This is a genomic window from Rhizobium sp. BK376, assembly GCF_004341625.1.
In the GTDB taxonomy this organism is placed as follows: domain Bacteria; phylum Pseudomonadota; class Alphaproteobacteria; order Rhizobiales; family Rhizobiaceae; genus Rhizobium.
Genome location: NZ_SLZG01000005.1, coordinates 264,378 through 281,210, shown reverse-complemented (window position 1 = coordinate 281,210; position 16,833 = coordinate 264,378). Strand labels below are relative to the sequence as shown.

Annotated in this window: 17 protein-coding genes and 2 pseudogenes; 4 read left to right on the top strand and 15 right to left on the bottom strand. The window is 59.4% G+C overall.

Annotated features, from left to right (window positions below):
* Positions 1-15: 15 nt before the first annotated feature.
* The 4 genes and pseudogenes from EV561_RS15810 to EV561_RS37880 form a co-directional block, all read right to left on the bottom strand.
* A complete protein-coding gene (locus tag EV561_RS15810) occupies positions 16-849 on the bottom strand; it encodes a carbohydrate ABC transporter permease (protein WP_132523067.1) in 834 nt (277 codons plus the stop codon).
* Entirely contained in the window at positions 846-1,691 is an 846-nt protein-coding gene (locus EV561_RS15805; protein ID WP_132523065.1) for a sugar ABC transporter permease, read from the bottom strand. The genes EV561_RS15810 and EV561_RS15805 overlap by 4 nt, the downstream gene beginning before the upstream one ends.
* A 61-nt stretch (positions 1,692-1,752) precedes the next feature.
* Positions 1,753-2,451 carry a hypothetical protein gene (locus EV561_RS37885; protein WP_245512693.1) on the bottom strand — a complete coding sequence of 233 codons (699 nt, stop codon included), beginning with the start codon at positions 2,449-2,451 and terminating at the stop codon, positions 1,753-1,755.
* A 43-nt stretch (positions 2,452-2,494) separates the two neighbouring features.
* Positions 2,495-2,809, bottom strand: a pseudogene (locus tag EV561_RS37880) (extracellular solute-binding protein); the annotation flags it as partial.
* Between EV561_RS37880 and EV561_RS37875 the strand changes: the two are divergent.
* A complete protein-coding gene (locus EV561_RS37875; RefSeq protein WP_245512692.1) occupies positions 2,768-3,046 on the top strand; it encodes a hypothetical protein in 279 nt (92 codons plus the stop codon). The pseudogene EV561_RS37880 and the gene EV561_RS37875 overlap by 42 nt on opposite strands.
* On the opposite strand, the gene EV561_RS15795 is transcribed toward EV561_RS37875, so the two are convergent.
* From EV561_RS15795 to EV561_RS15785, 3 genes are all read right to left on the bottom strand, one after another.
* Positions 3,014-4,027 (bottom strand): LacI family DNA-binding transcriptional regulator, encoded by a 1,014-nt coding sequence (locus EV561_RS15795; RefSeq protein WP_132523063.1) that lies wholly within the window; start codon positions 4,025-4,027, stop codon positions 3,014-3,016. The two genes, EV561_RS37875 and EV561_RS15795, sit on opposite strands and share 33 nt — an antisense overlap.
* 170 nt (positions 4,028-4,197) lie before the next feature.
* On the bottom strand, positions 4,198-4,440 hold the full coding sequence (locus tag EV561_RS15790; protein WP_132523061.1) for a hypothetical protein: 243 nt from the start codon (positions 4,438-4,440) through the stop codon (positions 4,198-4,200).
* Between the two features lie 33 nt (positions 4,441-4,473).
* A complete protein-coding gene (locus EV561_RS15785) occupies positions 4,474-4,743 on the bottom strand; it encodes a hypothetical protein (protein WP_132523059.1) in 270 nt (89 codons plus the stop codon).
* A 684-nt stretch (positions 4,744-5,427) separates the two neighbouring features.
* Here EV561_RS15785 and EV561_RS15780 point away from each other — a divergent pair.
* Positions 5,428-5,697 (top strand): hypothetical protein, encoded by a 270-nt coding sequence (locus tag EV561_RS15780; protein ID WP_132523057.1) that lies wholly within the window; start codon positions 5,428-5,430, stop codon positions 5,695-5,697.
* Between the two features lie 185 nt (positions 5,698-5,882).
* Here EV561_RS15780 and EV561_RS15775 read toward each other — a convergent pair.
* The 5 genes and pseudogenes from EV561_RS15775 to EV561_RS15755 all read right to left on the bottom strand — a co-directional run bounded on the left by EV561_RS15775 (position 5,883) and on the right by EV561_RS15755 (position 11,801).
* Positions 5,883-7,134 (bottom strand): annotated as a pseudogene (locus tag EV561_RS15775) (D-amino acid dehydrogenase).
* Positions 7,135-7,284: 150 nt separating this feature from the next.
* Positions 7,285-8,712 (bottom strand): aldehyde dehydrogenase family protein, encoded by a 1,428-nt coding sequence (locus EV561_RS15770; protein ID WP_132523055.1) that lies wholly within the window; start codon positions 8,710-8,712, stop codon positions 7,285-7,287.
* A 10-nt stretch (positions 8,713-8,722) separates the two neighbouring features.
* Positions 8,723-9,982 carry a DegT/DnrJ/EryC1/StrS family aminotransferase gene (locus EV561_RS15765; protein ID WP_132523053.1) on the bottom strand — a complete coding sequence of 420 codons (1,260 nt, stop codon included), beginning with the start codon at positions 9,980-9,982 and terminating at the stop codon, positions 8,723-8,725.
* 49 nt (positions 9,983-10,031) lie between these two features.
* On the bottom strand, positions 10,032-10,865 hold the full coding sequence (locus tag EV561_RS15760; protein ID WP_132523051.1) for a shikimate dehydrogenase: 834 nt from the start codon (positions 10,863-10,865) through the stop codon (positions 10,032-10,034).
* Between the two features lie 12 nt (positions 10,866-10,877).
* Entirely contained in the window at positions 10,878-11,801 is a 924-nt protein-coding gene (locus EV561_RS15755; RefSeq protein ID WP_132523049.1) for a dihydrodipicolinate synthase family protein, read from the bottom strand.
* A gap of 107 nt (positions 11,802-11,908) precedes the next feature.
* On the opposite strand from EV561_RS15755, the gene EV561_RS15750 reads away from it, so the two are divergent.
* Positions 11,909-13,438 (top strand): altronate dehydratase family protein, encoded by a 1,530-nt coding sequence (locus EV561_RS15750; RefSeq protein WP_132523047.1) that lies wholly within the window; start codon positions 11,909-11,911, stop codon positions 13,436-13,438.
* A gap of 16 nt (positions 13,439-13,454) precedes the next feature.
* Complete coding sequence (locus tag EV561_RS15745) at positions 13,455-14,426, top strand: GntR family transcriptional regulator (RefSeq protein ID WP_132523045.1); 972 nt, start codon at positions 13,455-13,457, stop codon at positions 14,424-14,426.
* A 10-nt stretch (positions 14,427-14,436) separates the two neighbouring features.
* Here the strand turns inward: EV561_RS15745 and EV561_RS15740 are convergent, their stop codons facing one another.
* Genes EV561_RS15740 through EV561_RS15730 form a run of 3 tightly spaced genes read right to left on the bottom strand, consistent with a single transcriptional unit; the run spans position 14,437 to position 16,833 of the window.
* Positions 14,437-15,096, bottom strand: a complete 660-nt coding sequence (locus EV561_RS15740; protein ID WP_132523043.1) for an XRE family transcriptional regulator — start codon at positions 15,094-15,096, stop codon at positions 14,437-14,439.
* A gap of 43 nt (positions 15,097-15,139) precedes the next feature.
* Complete coding sequence (locus tag EV561_RS15735; protein WP_132523041.1) at positions 15,140-15,937, bottom strand: ABC transporter permease; 798 nt, start codon at positions 15,935-15,937, stop codon at positions 15,140-15,142.
* The gene (locus tag EV561_RS15730; RefSeq protein WP_132523039.1) at positions 15,934-16,833 is read right to left on the bottom strand and encodes an ABC transporter permease; all 900 of its coding nucleotides are present in this window, start codon (positions 16,831-16,833) and stop codon (positions 15,934-15,936) included. The genes EV561_RS15735 and EV561_RS15730 overlap by 4 nt, the downstream gene beginning before the upstream one ends.

The window sequence follows — 16,833 nt, the reverse complement described above, 5'->3', positions numbered from 1 at the left end:
ATATATTTCAAAAGGTCAGCCCTTCACCGAGCCACCGGCCATGCCTTCGATGAAGCGTCTCTGCATGAAGACGAAGAGGGCGACGACCGGGATGACGATGATGAGGGCGGCGGCCATGATCTCACCCCAATCGGAGCTGTACTGGCCGGAAAGAAGATAAAAGGCGATGACGGCTGTGACGTTCTCGGCCTTCTGCAGGAAGGTCGTGGCAATCAGGAATTCGTTCCACGAATTGAGCCCGATGATCAGCGCGACCGTCAGAATGCCGGGCGAGACGATCGGCAACATCACCTTGGAAAAGACCTGCCAGGCGGTCGCGCCGTCGACGATCGCGGCTTCCTCCAGCTCCTTCGGAACGGCCAGAAAATAAGTCCGCAGCAGCATGACCGCAAAGGGGCTGTAGAGCGCGGTGTAGATCAGGGCGACAGCAAAGACGTTGTTGATCAGTCCGAGTTTGGCAAAGCCGAAGTAGAGTGGGAAGATATAAAGCTGGATCGGCGCTGTCGTTGTCGCCATCAGATAGAAGGTGAAGATCTTCCAGGATTTGATCTTCCTGCGGGCGAGCACATAGGCCGTCAGCGACGACGTGCTGCACACCAGGACGATGGTGGTGCCGCTGACCATGACCGAATTGATGAAGGTCTGGGAAAACTTCGCGTGCTTCCAGGCATTGGCAAAATTCTGCCAGCGGATGGGATTGGGCATGCCCAGCGGATTCTGCACGATCTGGGCGGCCGGCTTCAGCGAATTCAGAACGAGCAGCGCGATCGGAAAGAGTGCGATGAATGCGAAGAGAGCAAGCAGGATATAGGACAGCGTCAGCGTTGCACGGCTTTCGACCAATCTCATTGCTCGGCCTCCCTGCCCTGGATGCGAACATAGAAGAACGTGCCGACCAGACCGAAGACGCTGATGACGAGCGCGGCCGCCGCTGCCTGTCCGACATTCAGGTCGTAGAAAGCGTGACGATAGGCGAGCGTCGACAGCATCTCGCTGGAATAGGCCGGACCGCCTTGTGTCAGGATATAGACGAAGTCGAAAGCCAGGAACGACCAGATGACCGTCATGATCATCAGCAGGGTAATCGTCGGCTTGATCCCCGGCAGAAGTACATAGCGCATCATCTGAAAATAGGTGGCGCCCTCGAGGCGAGCGGCCTCAATCTGCTCCTGCGGAACCTGGCGAAGTGCTGCGAAGAAGATGACGCAGAGAAATCCCCACCAGTGCCAGAGGTCGACGGTCGCGACGCCGAAAAGGGAAATCGAGGGCTGCGTCAAAGGATTGGGAAAAGGCATTCCGTATTTCTTGAGAACCCCGAAGATGCCGGTGACCGGGCTGTAGATCATGCCCTGCCAGATGCGCGCGGTGATCGGCGTCGCGATGACGACGGGCAGAAAGTAGATGACCTGGAAGACATTACTGCCGCGACGAACGACGAGCAGCATGGAGGCGGCGAGCAATCCCATCGCGATTGGGACAGTCAGGAAGATGACCGTCCAGATGATGTTGTTACCCAGCGCCGACCAGAATACGCCATCGGCCGCCAGTGCCCGGAAATTGTCGAGTCCGGCGAAGGTCGGGGTGGAAATGCCATCCCAATTATAGAAGGCGAGCACGACCGTCAGGAGTGCCGGTACCAGCACGACGACCACGTTGATGATCATCGTTGGGACGAGATAAAGCCGATGCATGGGTTCTTCTCCAGGAAAAGAGCGGTGCGGCAGGCACCGCTCCTCTGCTGCTTAACGTTGATCAGGTGCGCGCGGGGACGGCTGGAGCCTTGCCGGCGTCCTTCTCCTGCTTGAAGGTTTCATTGAGTTTCTTCAGGAAATCGGCCGAAGATTGCTTCTTGAGCCAGACCTCTTCCATGCCGCTGACCAGATAGGTGTCGGTCGCCGGGGGCAGGAAAGTCCAGGTCGTGTAGCCGTACTTGCCGGCGTTGACCGCGGACGACAGATTCTTCATCACTTCGATGTAGAGCGGCTGCACATTATCGGCGAGCTTGACCTTGGAGAGGTCCTTCAGGGGCAGGTTCCATTCGCCCTGCCAGACCGAGTTCATCTTGCTGTAGAAATCGTCCTTGAAGATGTAGTCGAGGACGGCGGCCGCGCCGTCGGCATTGCCGGCTTTGGCATTGACCGACAGTGTCGAGCCGATGCCGAGCGGATAGATCGGATCGCCACTCATGCTCGGGAAGCCGACGAAGCCGGGTTCCGCGTTGTTTTGCGGGAAATAGGTCGGGATATTGGTGAAGTTCCAGGTGCCCGTCGGCGCCATGCCGGCTTGGCCGGTCGCGATCTGGGCAAACGCCTGTTCCAGCGTCAGCGAAAAGTAATTGTCGCCGAAATAGCCCTTGTCCCACCACTGCGCCAGCTTGTCGATTGCAGCCACGAAGGCCGGGTCCGTCCACGGGATCGCGCCGGTCAGCGCCTTGTAGACCGAAAGGCACAAGCCCCTTGGCTTTCATTTCATCGGCCAGGCTTTCGAACTCCGCGATAGTGGTCGGCGCCTTCCAATTGTTTGTGTTGAACAGGGTCTTGTTGTAGAAAAGCCCCAGCGTTTCATAGGTCTTGGCCAGCGCATAGAGCTTGCCGTCATACTTGCCGAGCTCAAGGAAGAGCGGCAGCAGGTTGTCGTTCCAGCCGTATTTCTTCGCATAGTCATCGAGCGGCAGCAGCTGGCCGGCCTGGGCCATTGCAGCCACATAGCTCGGACCGGCGGTGAAGACGACATCCGGACCGGTTCCCGACAGCATGGCGATGCGCAGTTGCTTGTCGAGATCGGAACCGCGGAAATCGATGCTCAGCATATCCTCGGGATGCGCGGCGTTGAACGAATCGACCAGGATATTCTTGAGATTGTCCTGATTTTCCGGCGATGCGGACTCATACCAGAAGCTGACGGGCTTCGGGTCGGCTGCGAACCCGAAGCGGGCCATGAACGGCAGGGTCGCAAGACCAAGCCCGGCTTTCAATACAGTACGGCGTTGCATGTTTTCCTCCTCCAGCTTGCCTCAGGCGGCCTTCGTCGAGCCCCTTTGGATTAGATTGAACGGCATTTCGACCGCGGTTCCGGGACCGGTTTTTTCACCTCGCAACCGTTCCATCAGCGTCTGGGCCGCTCGTTCACCCATCTGCCATTGAAACTGAGCAACCGTCGTCAACGACGGCGTGACCAGCTTGGCAGCGGAAATGTCGTCGAAACCGACGACGGCGATATCCCTGGGGATCTCTATGCCGCGCTCGCGAAGCGCCTGCATGACTCCGATCGCCATCAAGTCGTTGGCTGCGAAGATCGCAGTGGGCTCGAAGCCATTCGCGAGAATGGCTTCGGCCGCTCGCGTGCCGCCGATCTCGCTGAATTCCTCGTCGACAACGACATGGTCCTTATGGCCGGCCGCGGCGAGCGCGGTGCGATATCCCTCGATCCGGGTGGATTGCGGGCCACCCCGACCGGCCACCATGGCGATGCGTTGATGACCCTGCGCGATCAGATATTCGGTAACCGCATAGGCCGCGGCACGGCTGTCGACGAAGATATCATCGACGGCAATCTCGCCGCCCTGCTTCTTCGAGGATTCGATACGCACGACCGGCACGCCGGCTTCGATCAGAGGACTGAAATCCTGGGCACGCAGCGTGAAGAACACGCCGATCACGCCATCCACACGCCCTTGTCGCGCCCAGTCCAGGAAATGCCGCTCGCGTTCGGGCGAGCCGTCGGTGTTGACCGAGATCACGTCATAACTCAGGCCATCGGTGACCGACTGTATGCCGCGGATCAGCGACGGATAGAACGGGTTGGTTATGTCAGGCACGATGCAGGCGATCGTCATCGATCGGCTCGTCTTCAATGCCTGAGCGAAGCGGTTCGGCACATAGCCGAGGTCCTTTGCCGCCTTGGTTATTCGCGCCCAAGTCTCCGGCGGAATGGATGGTGCGCCACCGCTGAGGACCAGCGAAACGGTCGCCTGCGAGACGCCCGCTGCTTTTGCTACATCCTTCTGCGTCGCCCGCGTGCCCGTCAATGTAATCTCACTTATACGTATTAGTGATACGTATCAATAATCAGACAGCGCCTAATTCGTCAAGTCCCTCTCGCAATTCTGAAATGGTCAGGGGCGCCAGATGAGGGACCCCCACGGTGGCGAGAACGAGCATCGGTGCTCATCGGGACCATAGTCCGAAGCGTCTCGTTCTAAGTCTTCGTTCTGGTGTACACCAAATCCGGCAGGACGATCCACTCGCCTGTCCGCAGATCCTCGACATCAAGCCGCCCGCTCCCATCCCGGCGCGCCAAGCCGGAAAATCGATATCGTCGGCCGTGCCCATCGACAACGGAGCCACGGACCGGTCGGTCGGCGACAAAACCAACGACCGGGCCATCCGGCTCGACGTTGCTGAGGATGAAATACTCGAAAGGCAGGTTTCGGCTTACCATGGAATTGGGATTCAATTTCAGAGATGGTCGGGACTACAACGAAGCGCGTTGAAGCAGTTGAAGTCCCGCAGCAACGAAGGCGAGCCATAGAGCCTCGCTCCAGTGATTGAACGAATCCGGCGAGTATCGCTGGCGGGTGAGAACTGCGATCGCGGCCATCAACAGGGCGTAGAGTTGCAGACACCGCGACGCGGAAAGAAGAAGGCTGGATTTTGAGAACAGCGCGATCAACAGAGACAAATTGACCTTGACGACAAATCTGCCGACGGTTGCCCGTGAGACGCTGTCGAGTTCAATCGCCATGAAGAGATACCGTCGTTCGCTCGCGAGATGACGCCGAAACTTCCGCATCGGCGTCGGCCGAGTTCTTGTCATCGCTGTTGTCGGAGATCGTCATCGGCCCTGCCGCAGACTGCTCTCGCAATCGCTGCTTCATCCGGATTTTGACAAGCCGCCGAGAGGGCCTGATCTCGATGATAAAAGGCTTGGCGCCAGGCTTCATGAATTCCTCGCAGGAAGGATGTCGGACACAACTACCTTTGACGCCTCCTTAAGCAGGGGAGAGCGCCAAGGCGACATGAGCCCATTCGCCGGCCCTCTTTCGCTCGGCGGACGGTGCGTGAGTTGTGAACTCTTTCGCTTGTGGATGTAGGCCCGAGGGACGTAGGATTTCCATTACGGAAATAGCGAGACTGTATAAGAATCTCATAGTAGACCACGGCGGGCTTTGTCTTCTGACGGCGTTTCTATGGTGGAGAAATCTACATCCCGTCCGGCGGCCGGACTGAAATTCGCCGCTCGGTCGACCTCAAATAATATTAGCCGGATGACCTTATCCGAGCGCGAAATAACCCGCCGTTCAGAAGTCGTGCAGCGGTCGACACACACTTCGGAGTTCAGTAGTAGCGCTTGCAACCGATCGCTCCTACCCTACCTCATTGCCTAGGGTTTGCTCGGCAAACGACAACACCAGAGATCGAGATAGAGATGAAGCCCTTTGCAGCCCTTTTCGTCGTCACGACGCTGCTGACCGCCTGCGCCCAGGCTTCAGGTGGCATCTCCCTGGAGCCTATCCCCGGCAGTATCACCTATGGTGGCCAACCGACACAGAAACTTACCAAGTCTCCGATCGGAAGCCAGGTGCCACATATCTTCACGGATCAGTGGGGTGAAAGAGTTCGTGAGACGTACATCATCCAGCCGGACCGGACGTTGAGGCTTGTCAGCCGCGTCTATATAGAATCGCCGTTCGATTAGCTGATCTCGCAGACCCGATCATCGGATCTCAACTCCAGGTGCGTTGCTGTGGCGAACTTGTTCTGACCACCGGAGATTCATTTTTAGCGGCGTCAAATACGCGCCGAAAGATGGCGTCGGATTACGGGCGGGCTTTCGATGCCTTGCTCTTCACTGCATCCGAGACTTCCGCAATCGACCACACGTCAAGCATAGCGGCTGATTGCAAGTCCATGCACGTCGATTTCGGGTGCTTTGCCGCTGACGATGTCGCTGAGGACTTTCGCCGATCCGGTGCTCATGGTCCAACCCAGGGTTCCGTGGCCGGTGTTGAGAAACAGGCCTGCAATTCTGGTCGCCCCGATGACCGGGGTTCCGTCCGGCGTCATCGGCCGAAGTCCCGACCAGAACAGTGCCTTTGAGACGTCCCCACCGGGGAAGAGATCCGTTACCGAATGCTCCAGCGTACGACGGCGCGCTTCGCCGAGATCGTTGGTATAGCCTGAGATTTCAGCCATGCCTCCGACGCGGATACGATCGCCGAGGCGCGTGATCGCAATCTTGTAAGTCTCGTCCATGATCGTCGATTCCGGAGCTCTGGAGGCGTCCGCGATTGGAATTGTCAGCGAATACCCCTTCACAGGATAGACCGGCAGTTTGATTCCCAGGGGCTTCAGCAAAAGCGGTGAAAAGCTCCCAAGCGCGACGACGATGATGTCCGCATCGAGACGCCCACGATCGGTCGTGATGCCACGGACACGCCCAGCCTCAACATTCAAGCCTTGTATCACCGTGTTGAAGAGGAAACGGACGCCAAATTTACCGGCTTTCTCGGCCAAGGCATTGGCGAATTTGAAGCAGTCGCCGGTCTCGTCCATGGGCGTCAGCAGCCCTCCGACGAATTTTTCGCGCACATGCGTGAGAGCCGGTTCAAAGTGAGTGCAGTCGTCTCGTCCCAACAATCTGTAGGGAATTCCGTCCGCGGCGAGTGCCTTCATATCCTTTGCGCAGGCATCGAGTTGCTGCTGCGTGCGGAACAATTGCAGCGTACCCTTCATCCGCTCGTCATAGCGAATGCCGGTTTCTTTTCGAACATCCGCTAGCGTCTGCCGGCTGTAGTCGGCCAGCCGTAACATGCGGCTCTTGTTTATCGGGTACCGCTCCGAGGTACAGTTCGAAAGCATCTTGAAAAGCCATGAGACCATGGCCGCATCAAGCTTCGGCCTCAGGATCAGCGGCGCGTGCCGCATGAATATCCACTTCAGCGCCTTTTGCGGGATCCCAGGGGCGGCCCAGGGAGAGCAATATCCAAACGAAACCTCGCCGGCATTTGTATAGCTTGTCTCGAGCGCAGGCGCCTTTTGCCTATCAACCACGGTGACATCGTGACCGGCTTTTGCAAGCTGATAAGCGAATGTCACGTCGATGATGCCGCCCCCCCAGTACGATGACTTTCATGTTTTCCTCGACGGATGGGACACGTCCATTGCGCTATCGGCGATGATGGATTGCAAAGGGGGAGCGGCTGCCGGGAGGTCCGACGCTAGCCCTGGAGTTCCCAATGACTGCGACGACCTCCCTGGGAGGTCGTCAGACATTTTGTTGTGGTCAAGCCAGCGTGTATGCTGTCTTGACCGTTGTGAAGAATTCTGCGGCGTACTTGCCCTGCTCGCGCGAGCCGAAGGACGATCCTTTGCGGCCGCCGAAGGGCACGTGGAAGTCGACGCCCGCCGTCGGCAGGTTGACCATCACCATGCCGGCCTCGGCATTGCGCTTGAAATGCGTCGCATGCTTCAGGCTGGTCGTCGCGATGCCCGACGACAGGCCAAACGGCGTGTCGTTGGCGACGGCCAGCGCCTCTTCGTAATCCCTAACGCGAATGACCGATGCGACCGGCCCGAAAATCTCTTCGCGGGAAATGCGCATCTGGTTGGTCGCTTCGGTAAACAGCGTCGGCTGCAGGTAGAAGCCGGGCGTGTCACGCTTGATCAGTTCGCCGCCAAAGGCAAGCTTTGCGCCTTCCTGTTTGCCGATCTCGATATAGTCGGTATCGGTCTTCAGCTGCTTCTCGTCGACCACGGGGCCGATATGCGTGCCCGGCTTCATCGCGTCATCGACATTGAGCGTCTTCAGCTTCTCGGTCATGGCAGCGACGAAGCGGTCGTGTATGCCTTCGGTCACGATCAGGCGCGAGGATGCCGTGCAGCGCTGGCCGGTCGAGAAGAAGGCCGAATTGGCGGCAGCCTCGACGGCGACGGCAAGGTCGGCATCGTCGAGAATGACCATCGGGTTCTTGCCGCCCATTTCGAGCTGATACTTGCGATTATGCTCGACGGACGAAACCGCAACGCGCTTGCCCGTGCCGACCGAGCCGGTAAAGGTGATGCCCGCCAGCTCCGGGCTGTCGAGCATGGCCTGGCCGACGACCGAGCCTTTGCCCATGACGAGGTTCAGCACGCCCTTCGGCAGGCCGGCGCGATGCAGGATATCGACGATCGCCCAGGAACAGCCGGGCACGAGATCGGCCGGCTTGAAGACGACGGTGTTGCCGTAGCAGAGCGCCGGCGCGATCTTCCAGGTCGGGATGGCGATCGGGAAATTCCAGGGGGTGATGATGCCGATGACGCCGATCGGCTCGCGAGTGATCTCGACGCCGATATTGGGACGCACGGAGGGAAGCACTTCGCCCGCAAGGCGCAACGCCTCGCCGGCAAAGAATTCGAAGATCTGCGCGGCGCGGATCGTCTCGCCGATTGCTTCCGGCAGGGTCTTTCCCTCTTCGCGGGCAAGCAGCGCGCCAAGCTCGTCCTTGCGCGCCATGATCTCGTCGCCCGCCTTCTTCAGGATGACATGGCGTTCCCAGATGCCCGAGCGCGACCAGGCCGGGAAAGCAGCCTTGGCAGCTGCGATCGCGTTGGCCACATCCTTGGCATCGGCGCTCGCATAAAGCCCGACCACTTCATTCGTATTCGACGGGTTGATGTTCTCCGCGCCGTTCGAACCGGTCCACTCGCCGGCAATCAGGTTCTGAAACATATCTGCTCCCTCACGCTGCAACGGCGGGCTTGGCGTAGGCCGCGACCACCTTGCGGATCGCGGCGCCAATCTGCTGCAGATGGCGTTCTTCCAGGCGGTCCGTCCACCACATGCAGATCGTTTCCTTGCAGGCGCGTTCCGCCTCCGGGCAAAGTCCGTCGGCATAGTCGATCTTGCGCACGCCCTCGAGCGTGAACGGCCATCCTGATGCGCCGAAGGTCTTGTGCTCGCGGATAACAGGATAGGCGTAGAGCGGGATCTGGCCGGGATAGCCGATGAAGCCGTCGATGCCCTCGGCAGTCAGTGCCTTCATCACCTCGGTGACGGGGACGACGAGCTTTGCCGGATCGAGCCGGAACGAATAGAAGAAATAGACGCCGGTCGTGCCTTCAAGCGGCAGCACAGGCTGCACACCGACGCCGGCAAGAAGCTGCGTCAGCCGGTCCGCGGACGCGACGCGGGCGTCGACAAACTGTTCCAGCTTCTTCAGCTGTTCGAGGCCGACGGCAGCCTGAAGTTCGGTCATGTGGTAGTTCGGCGCGAGAAACAGGTGATCGCGCCCGCCTCGCTCGCGCGGCCAGCCCTTGTCGCTGCAATGACGCAAGCCTCGACCGAATTGTTCGTCCTTGTTGCTGATGACCATACCGCCATCGCCGGTCGTCATGTGCTTCGATTGCTGGAAGCTGAAGCAGGCGACGTCTCCGAAAGTGCCGCAGAGCTTGCCCTTGTAATAGGCGAGATGCGCCTGGGCGCAGTCCTCGATGACGAAGAGGTCGTGCTTGCGGGCAATCGCCATGATCGCGTCCATGTCGGCTGGGTGGCCATAAACATGCGTCACCATGATTGCGCGGGTCCGTGGCGTGATGTTGCGCTCGATTGAGGCCGGATCGATGTTCTGGGTAATCGGATCGACGTCGGCGAAGACGGGAATTGCGAGCTGGGCGACAACGGGAATGACGGTGCCCACGTCAGTGACTGGCGAGAGGATGATCTCATCGCCCGGCTCGGGATTGAGATAGATCACCGCGGTGTGAAGCGCCGCAGTGCCGTTTGCGACGGCGACCGCATGTTTGACACCGTATTTCTCGGCAAATGCCTGCTCGAATTCCGCGGTCTTCTTCCCCGTCAGGAAGGACAGGCGCCCCGACTTTATGACCTCCGCCAGCGCATCGAGTTCTTCCTGCCCGAAGGTGCGGCCAGAGGCGTCACGAAAACTCGGCAAGGTGCCGTCGATCGCGCGCGGGCCGCCGTTGATTGCCAAATCCTGCATTCCGATGTCTCCCAAAACTAAAAGTGAGGCCGTAGCCGGCTAAAAAGGCTCAGAGTCCGAGAAAATTGGCCATCAGCTGAAGCTGGTGGTCGAGCATGTGGCGACCGAGATGTATGCGGCATCCGACGTCGCGGGCGGCCTGAAGCAGCGGCGTGATTTCCGGTTCCATGATGACTTCGGCAACAATCATGTTCGGTTCGAGCAGCGAAGCATCGAGCGGCAGGGGATCGGTGACGTTCATGCCGAGAGTGGTACCGTTGACGACGAGATCGTGCCCGCGCGGATCGACAGAGCCGATTGCGACGTCGATTGCCGGATAGGCGGTGCGCAGCTTGGCGGCCAGCGTCTCGATCTTGTCGACCGTGCGGTTGGCCAGCGTCAGCTTCGTGATCCCAGCCTCGGCGAGCGCGAAGGCGACGGCGTTGGCCGCCCCGCCTGCCCCGACGAGATAGACGGAGCGTCCGCGCACCTCGATGCCCTGACCGCGCAGGCCCTCGACGAAACCTATGCCATCGAGCTGGTCGCCGACGAGCCGGCCGTCCGCTTCGCGTCGCACGACATTTGCGGCGCCGACAGCCAGCGCCTGCGGGCTCACCTCGTCGCAAAGCCGGATGATGGACTGCTTGTGCGGCACGGTGACGATGGCGCCATCGAAGCTTTTCAGCACACGCAGGCTGGCGACGAAACCGTCGAGATCGGCCGGCGCAACATTGAGCGGCACCATGACCGCGTCCTTGCCGCGCATCATCGCGATGCGATTGATGCCGGGAGGCGCCTTCACGTGTTCGGTCGGATGCGCAAGGATGCCGAGGACGCGCGTGCGGCCGCTGATTTCAACGACCTTGGGGATTTCAGCGATCTTGGGCTCTTCAATGATCGACATGCTGCCCTGCCCTCACTTGCCCCAGGAGAGTGCCAGGGGATTGACGCCGCCTGCGAGTTCCAGGAGGCCAGCCCGCGTTGCTGGATGAAGCGGCTCGAGCGGATGGCGGACGTGATCGGACTTGATGACGCCCCCCTCCATCATGACAGTCTTGGCAGCCCGAAGACCGCACTGCCGGTTTTCATAATTGATCAGCGGCAGGATGCGCTCGTAGGCATTTGCGGCCTGCTGGCGGTCGCCGGCGCGATGATATTGGATCACAGGGCGGATCAGATCGGGCAGCATTGCGCTCGACATGACGCCGGTCGCACCAGCATCGAGATCCGCCATCAGGGTGATTGCCTCTTCGCCATCGAACGGTCCCTCGACCGCCTCGCCGCCGAGTTCGATGAGCTTGCGGAGCTTCGCGGCCGTCCCCGCGACCTCGATCTTGAAGTAGCGCACGAGCGGCAGGTCGCGCGCGATGCGCGCCATGAAATCGGCTGAAAGGGTAACGCCGCTCAAGGGGGCGTCCTGGATCATGATCGGAACGCCGGCAGCATCGGCGACCCGGGCGAAATGCTCGCGGATTGATGTCTCATCGAGCTTGATGCCTGCGCCATGATAAGGCGGCATCAGCATGATGAGCTTGGCGCCGTGCTTCGAGGCGTGCTCGGCGCGGGCAGCGGCGATCTGTGTGCTGAAATGGCTGCAGGTCACCATGACAGGTACGCGGCCTGCGACATGAGCGAGGCTGAGCTCGGTCAGCTGCAGGCGTTCTTCGTCGGACAAAAGAAACTGCTCGGAATAGTTCGCCAGAATGCAGATACCGTCGACACCCTGGTCGATCATGCAATCAAGCACGCGGCGCTGGCCGTCGAAATCGACATCTCCCGTTTCAGTGAAAGGTGTCGGCGCCACTGGGTAGAGTCCGGAATAGGGTCGATCACTCGCCATCTTTAAAAATGCCCCGCAAATTTTCGTGTAACTCAAGTCTGCACTTGACTTCTGAAGCGGTATCACGAATGATTTTTGCACGCAATGGTCAATTTCAGGAGATATCGATGCCCGAGCATCAATCCGGCCCCGCCGTCATCCGCCTGCATGACATGGACAACGTGGTCGTCGCCACGCGCCCTATCGTGGCAGGCGAGGCGATCGGGGAGGTCTCGGCGCTGAGTGCTATCCCGAGCGGCCACAAGATCGCCGTGCGCACGATCCCTCAAGGTGAGGTCGTCCTTAAGTACGGGCAGGTCATCGGTCGCGCCAGCCGCGACATCGCTCCCGGTGAGCATGTTCATCTGCAGAACCTTGCGATGCTCGACAGCGCCGTCTCGCACGAATTCGCCGCCGACGGTCGGCCGACGCCGCTTCTTCCCGAGAGCGAAAGACGAAGCTTCAAAGGCTATCTGCGCCCCTCGGGCCTCGTGGGCACCCGCAATTACGTCGGCATCATCACTTCGGTGAACTGCTCTGCCACCGTCGCCAGGGCGGTTGCCGACTACTTCAAGATCAACGGCTTCGGCAACTATGCCAATGTCGACGGCGTCGTCGCGCTGACGCATGGCACCGGTTGCGCCATCCCGACCAACACCGAAGGCTACGCCTATCTGCGGCGCACGCTGAACGGCTATGCCCGCAACCCGAATTTCGCGGCCATCCTGATGATCGGGCTCGGATGCGAGACGAACCAGATCAGTCATCTGGTCAAAGCCTTCGAACTGGAGGAAGGCCCTCTCTTGCGCACGATGACCATCCAGCGCATGGGCGGGACGAGAAAGACGATCGAGGAAGCCGTTTCGATCATCCAGGAGCTTCTGCCGGAAATCGATGCCGTGAAGCGGACCGAGCAGCCATTGTCCGGTCTCAAGGTCGCGCTGCAATGTGGCGGCTCTGATGGCTATTCCGGAATTACCGCCAACCCGGCGCTCGGCTATGCCGCCGATCTCGTGGTGAAGAGCGGCGGTACGGCCGTTCTCAGTGAGACCCCTGAAATCTATGGCGCCGAGCACCTTCTGACACGGCGCGCCGCCACGCCTGCCATCGCCGAAAAGCTGATGACGCGCATCGATTGGTGGCGCGATTACACGGCAAAAAATGGTGCTGAGCTGAATAACAATCCCTCGCACGGCAACAAGGAAGGCGGCCTCACGACCATCCTCGAAAAGTCGCTTGGCGCGGTTGCCAAGGGCGGTTCAATGCCGCTGATGGAAGTCTACGAATATGCAGAACCCATCACCGAACCCGGTTTCGTCTTCATGGATACGCCAGGCTACGATCCCGTCGCCGTCACAGGGCAAGTCGCCGGCGGCTGCAACCTCGTCGTCTTCACCACCGGCCGCGGTTCCGTCTCCGGCTTTAAGCCTGCGCCCTGCATCAAGGTTGCGACAAACAACGAGATGTACGAGCACATGAGCGAGGACATGGATATCAATTGTGGCGGTATCGTCGACGGCAGCGACAGCATCCAGCTGGCGGGCGAGCGCATTTTCGAGAGAATCATTGCCGTCGCCTCCGGGGAGCGGACACTGAGCGAGGGATACAATTATGGTGACCTCGAATTTGTTCCTTGGCAAATAGGTGCGGTGACCTGAGACGGGAAAGGACGAAATGGCGCACCGAACACTCGCCTACGAAGCCATCGCCGACACGCTGCGCAAGGCTGTGACGTCGCGGAGCCTTCCGGAAGGCACGGTCCTTCTCGAGGGACCGATCGCGGCGCTCTTCGATTCGAGCCGCTCGCCCGTGAAGCAAGCGCTGGCGACGCTGGAAGCCGAGGGCCTCGTGCGTCGTTTCGACGGACGTGGCGTGCTCGCGGGCAAGACGGGCGAGCCGCAGCGCCTCAAGATAACGCCTGACATGCTGAAGCTGGAAGACGAAACCATAACGAGCCCCAAGACGTTCGCCTGGCAGAATTTCTACTACGACTTCGAAAATACCGTCATCCTGCGCGCCGTCTTCGGCAGCTTTCGCATCAACGAACTCGCTTTGGCCCGCCATTACAATGTCGGTCGCACCGTTGCCGGCGACATCCTCAATCACGCCGTAAAAAACGGCATCGTTACGCGCGACGAGAAGTCCCGCTGGTGGATCAATCCCCTCAGCGAGGATCGTTTTCACGATCTCTACGAGGTCCGCATGCTCCTCGAGCCGGCAGCGCTCAGAACCGCCATGCTACGCATTCCTGCGGAAGCCTTAAGCACGATGCGAAAGCGTCTGGTTGCGGCATCGGAACATTTTCCGGCGGTAGCGAGCGCCGAACTCGACACGCTTGAAGAGGACCTTCACGTCGCCACGCTGCAATACAGCGCCAACCCCGAGATTCTCGAAGCCCTAAAGCGCACGCGATGCGTGCTTGTTGCCGGAAAACACATCCAACGCGCTGTCCGGGGCACTTTGCCGATCGATGCCTTTATGGACGAACACCTGGCGATCATGGACGCGGTCGCCGCGTACAACTACCCGCTCGCCCAACAGGCCCTGACATCCCACCTCGAACAATCCAGCATCAAGGCCAAGGAACGCCTACAGGCCTATCTCGCCATGTCAGATGTTACACCGATATCCTATGTGCTCGACTGAATCGGACCGTTTAGCTGCCCTTCCCTTTCGCCTGCTGCTCGGAGATGATCTGCTCCTTGATCACCTCTCGAAGCGTCTGCGCAAGGTTCGGCGTGGCGCTGGAGCAGCAGACCATGATAGAACTGCTCGGCGCCTCAAGCGACATGTAGCCGTGCTTCATGGTGCTATCGAGATAGACGCTGTCGCCCTGTTCGAGATCGGTCGGCTCATAATACTCGCTGAAGAGGCGGATTCTGCCGCTGAGGACGAGAATGAACTCCTCGCCGACATGGGCAGTCAGCGGCCCCATCTGCTCCGGCGTCAGCGCGCGCACCTCGATATGAATCGGGATAATGCGTTTATGGGCGACGTCGGAAGACAGGTAACTGTAACGATAGTACTGCCGGTCGAGCTGCTGTCCTTCGAGATTGCGATTGATGCTGCGGCGCGCGACGACAAGGGGCGGCGTCGGCTCATTCGGCGACGAGTTCAGCAGATCGCCGATTTCGACACCAAGCCCATGCGACAGCTTGAGGATCGTATCGAAATTCGGTGAGATATGTCCGTTCTCGACTTTGGACAGGGTGGAGGTGGCTATGCCCGTCATAGAGCTGACTTCAGCAAGCGTCCAACCATGGTAGGCTCGACGATCCTTCAGTAGCTTTCCGAGGTTTTTTACTTTTTCATTCATGTCTTGCCGTGTTTTCCAATCTTGCCGGTGCCTCTTGCAGAAGTCATGATTTCCGCTCGATGCTCTTGCGCAGAGACATAGCGCCTAGAGCCGCAAACAGAAACGTCACACAAAGCACAACGGAAACAAGCGCATTGATTTCCGGGGTGAAGCCAGTTCGCATCATTGCCCAAAGCCGCATGGGGAGTGTTGTTTCCCCTCCGACGAGAAAAAACGTTACCAATGTTTCGTCGAAGGAGAGGGCAAAAGCAAGTAGGGAACTGGTGACCAGGGCTGAGCGCAACTGCGGAAACACAACATATACAAAGGTTTCCCAGCCGTTCGCCCCAAGATCGAGGGAGGCTTCGATCTGCGAATTTTCCATCGCGTCGAGCCTGATCGTGACCATCCTGTAGATCACCGCCAGAATCAGAACGACGTGGCCGGCGGTGACAGTGACCAGGCTGCGTTCGATGCCGATCTCGCGGAAGGCAACCAGCAGCGAGATGCCGGTGATGATCGCAGGCAGGACGAAAGGCAGGAAGATCACGAATTCGACATAGGAACGACCACTGCGCGCGCCGGTCTTCATGTAGTATGCGAGACCGAGCGAAATCGCGCTGGCAATCAAAACGGCGCAGACGCCGACGATCAGCGAATTGGACAGAGCGTCGATCAACTGACTATTGCTTGCGAATTTGCCGTACCATTGCAGGCTGAAGTCCGACCAGTCCAGCTTGCGGTCTTTGATACCCACGAAGGAAAGCAGGATGACGATAGCCGCCGGTGCATAGAGCACCGCAAAGGTGATGCCACCTATTATCCAGAGCAGGGTGATGGTGATTCGTTCGAGCAAGGTCATTTGATCCTCGCGGTGCGTGAAATGAGAGATGCAAGCGCAATCAGCGCGACGACGGCAATCAGCAGCATAACGGCGAGAGCCGCGCCGAAGGGCCAGTTGAAGGCCATGCCGAACTGGCTCCAGACGGCGCGACCGAAGGTGAATCCTTCGCTGCCGCCGACCATCTGAGGCGTGAGATAATCGCCGAGAGCAATCACCATGACAAAGAGCGCCGCGGCAATCGAGCCGGGCAGGCTGAGCGGCAGGACGACCGTCAGGAATATCTGCCCGGGCTTTGCACCGAGATCCGCGGCCGCGGCGATCAGAGATTGCGGAATTCGCTCCAACGCCAAAAAGATCGGCAGGATGCCGAAGGGCAGATAGATCACTGCCATCGTCATCATCACCGCTGTCTGGTTGAATATGAAGAGCTTGCTGGGCACGTCGATAATGCCGAGGGACAGCAGTATGGAGTTCAGGAAGCCATTGAAGCCGAGGATGCTGCGCATCGCATAGATCTTGACGACATAGTTCATGACCAGCGGAAGCGCGCTCAAGAGCAAAAGCAAGTAGCGAACGGAGCCGTCCAGACGCCAGATCAGGTACGAAAGTATATAGCCGAAGACGAGCGATATCAGCGCCACGACGAAGGCGAGCTTCAGCGTGCCGAAGAAGACGTAGAGATAGCTCCCGCTCGTGAAGAAGGCGGCATAGTTGGCGAAAGTCAGTGCGCCCGTCAGCTTGCCATTGTCCTGCTCGAGAAAACTGGAGGCAAGGAAGGACACGAGCGGCAACAGGATCATCACGGTCGGCAGGCCGTAAACCAGCACACTCGCGACGAGTTTGCCGAGGCTGCGGGATGGCTTTGAGGCTGCCTGCTCGATTGCGATATCGGAGGGGGCTGTCGCGATGCTCAT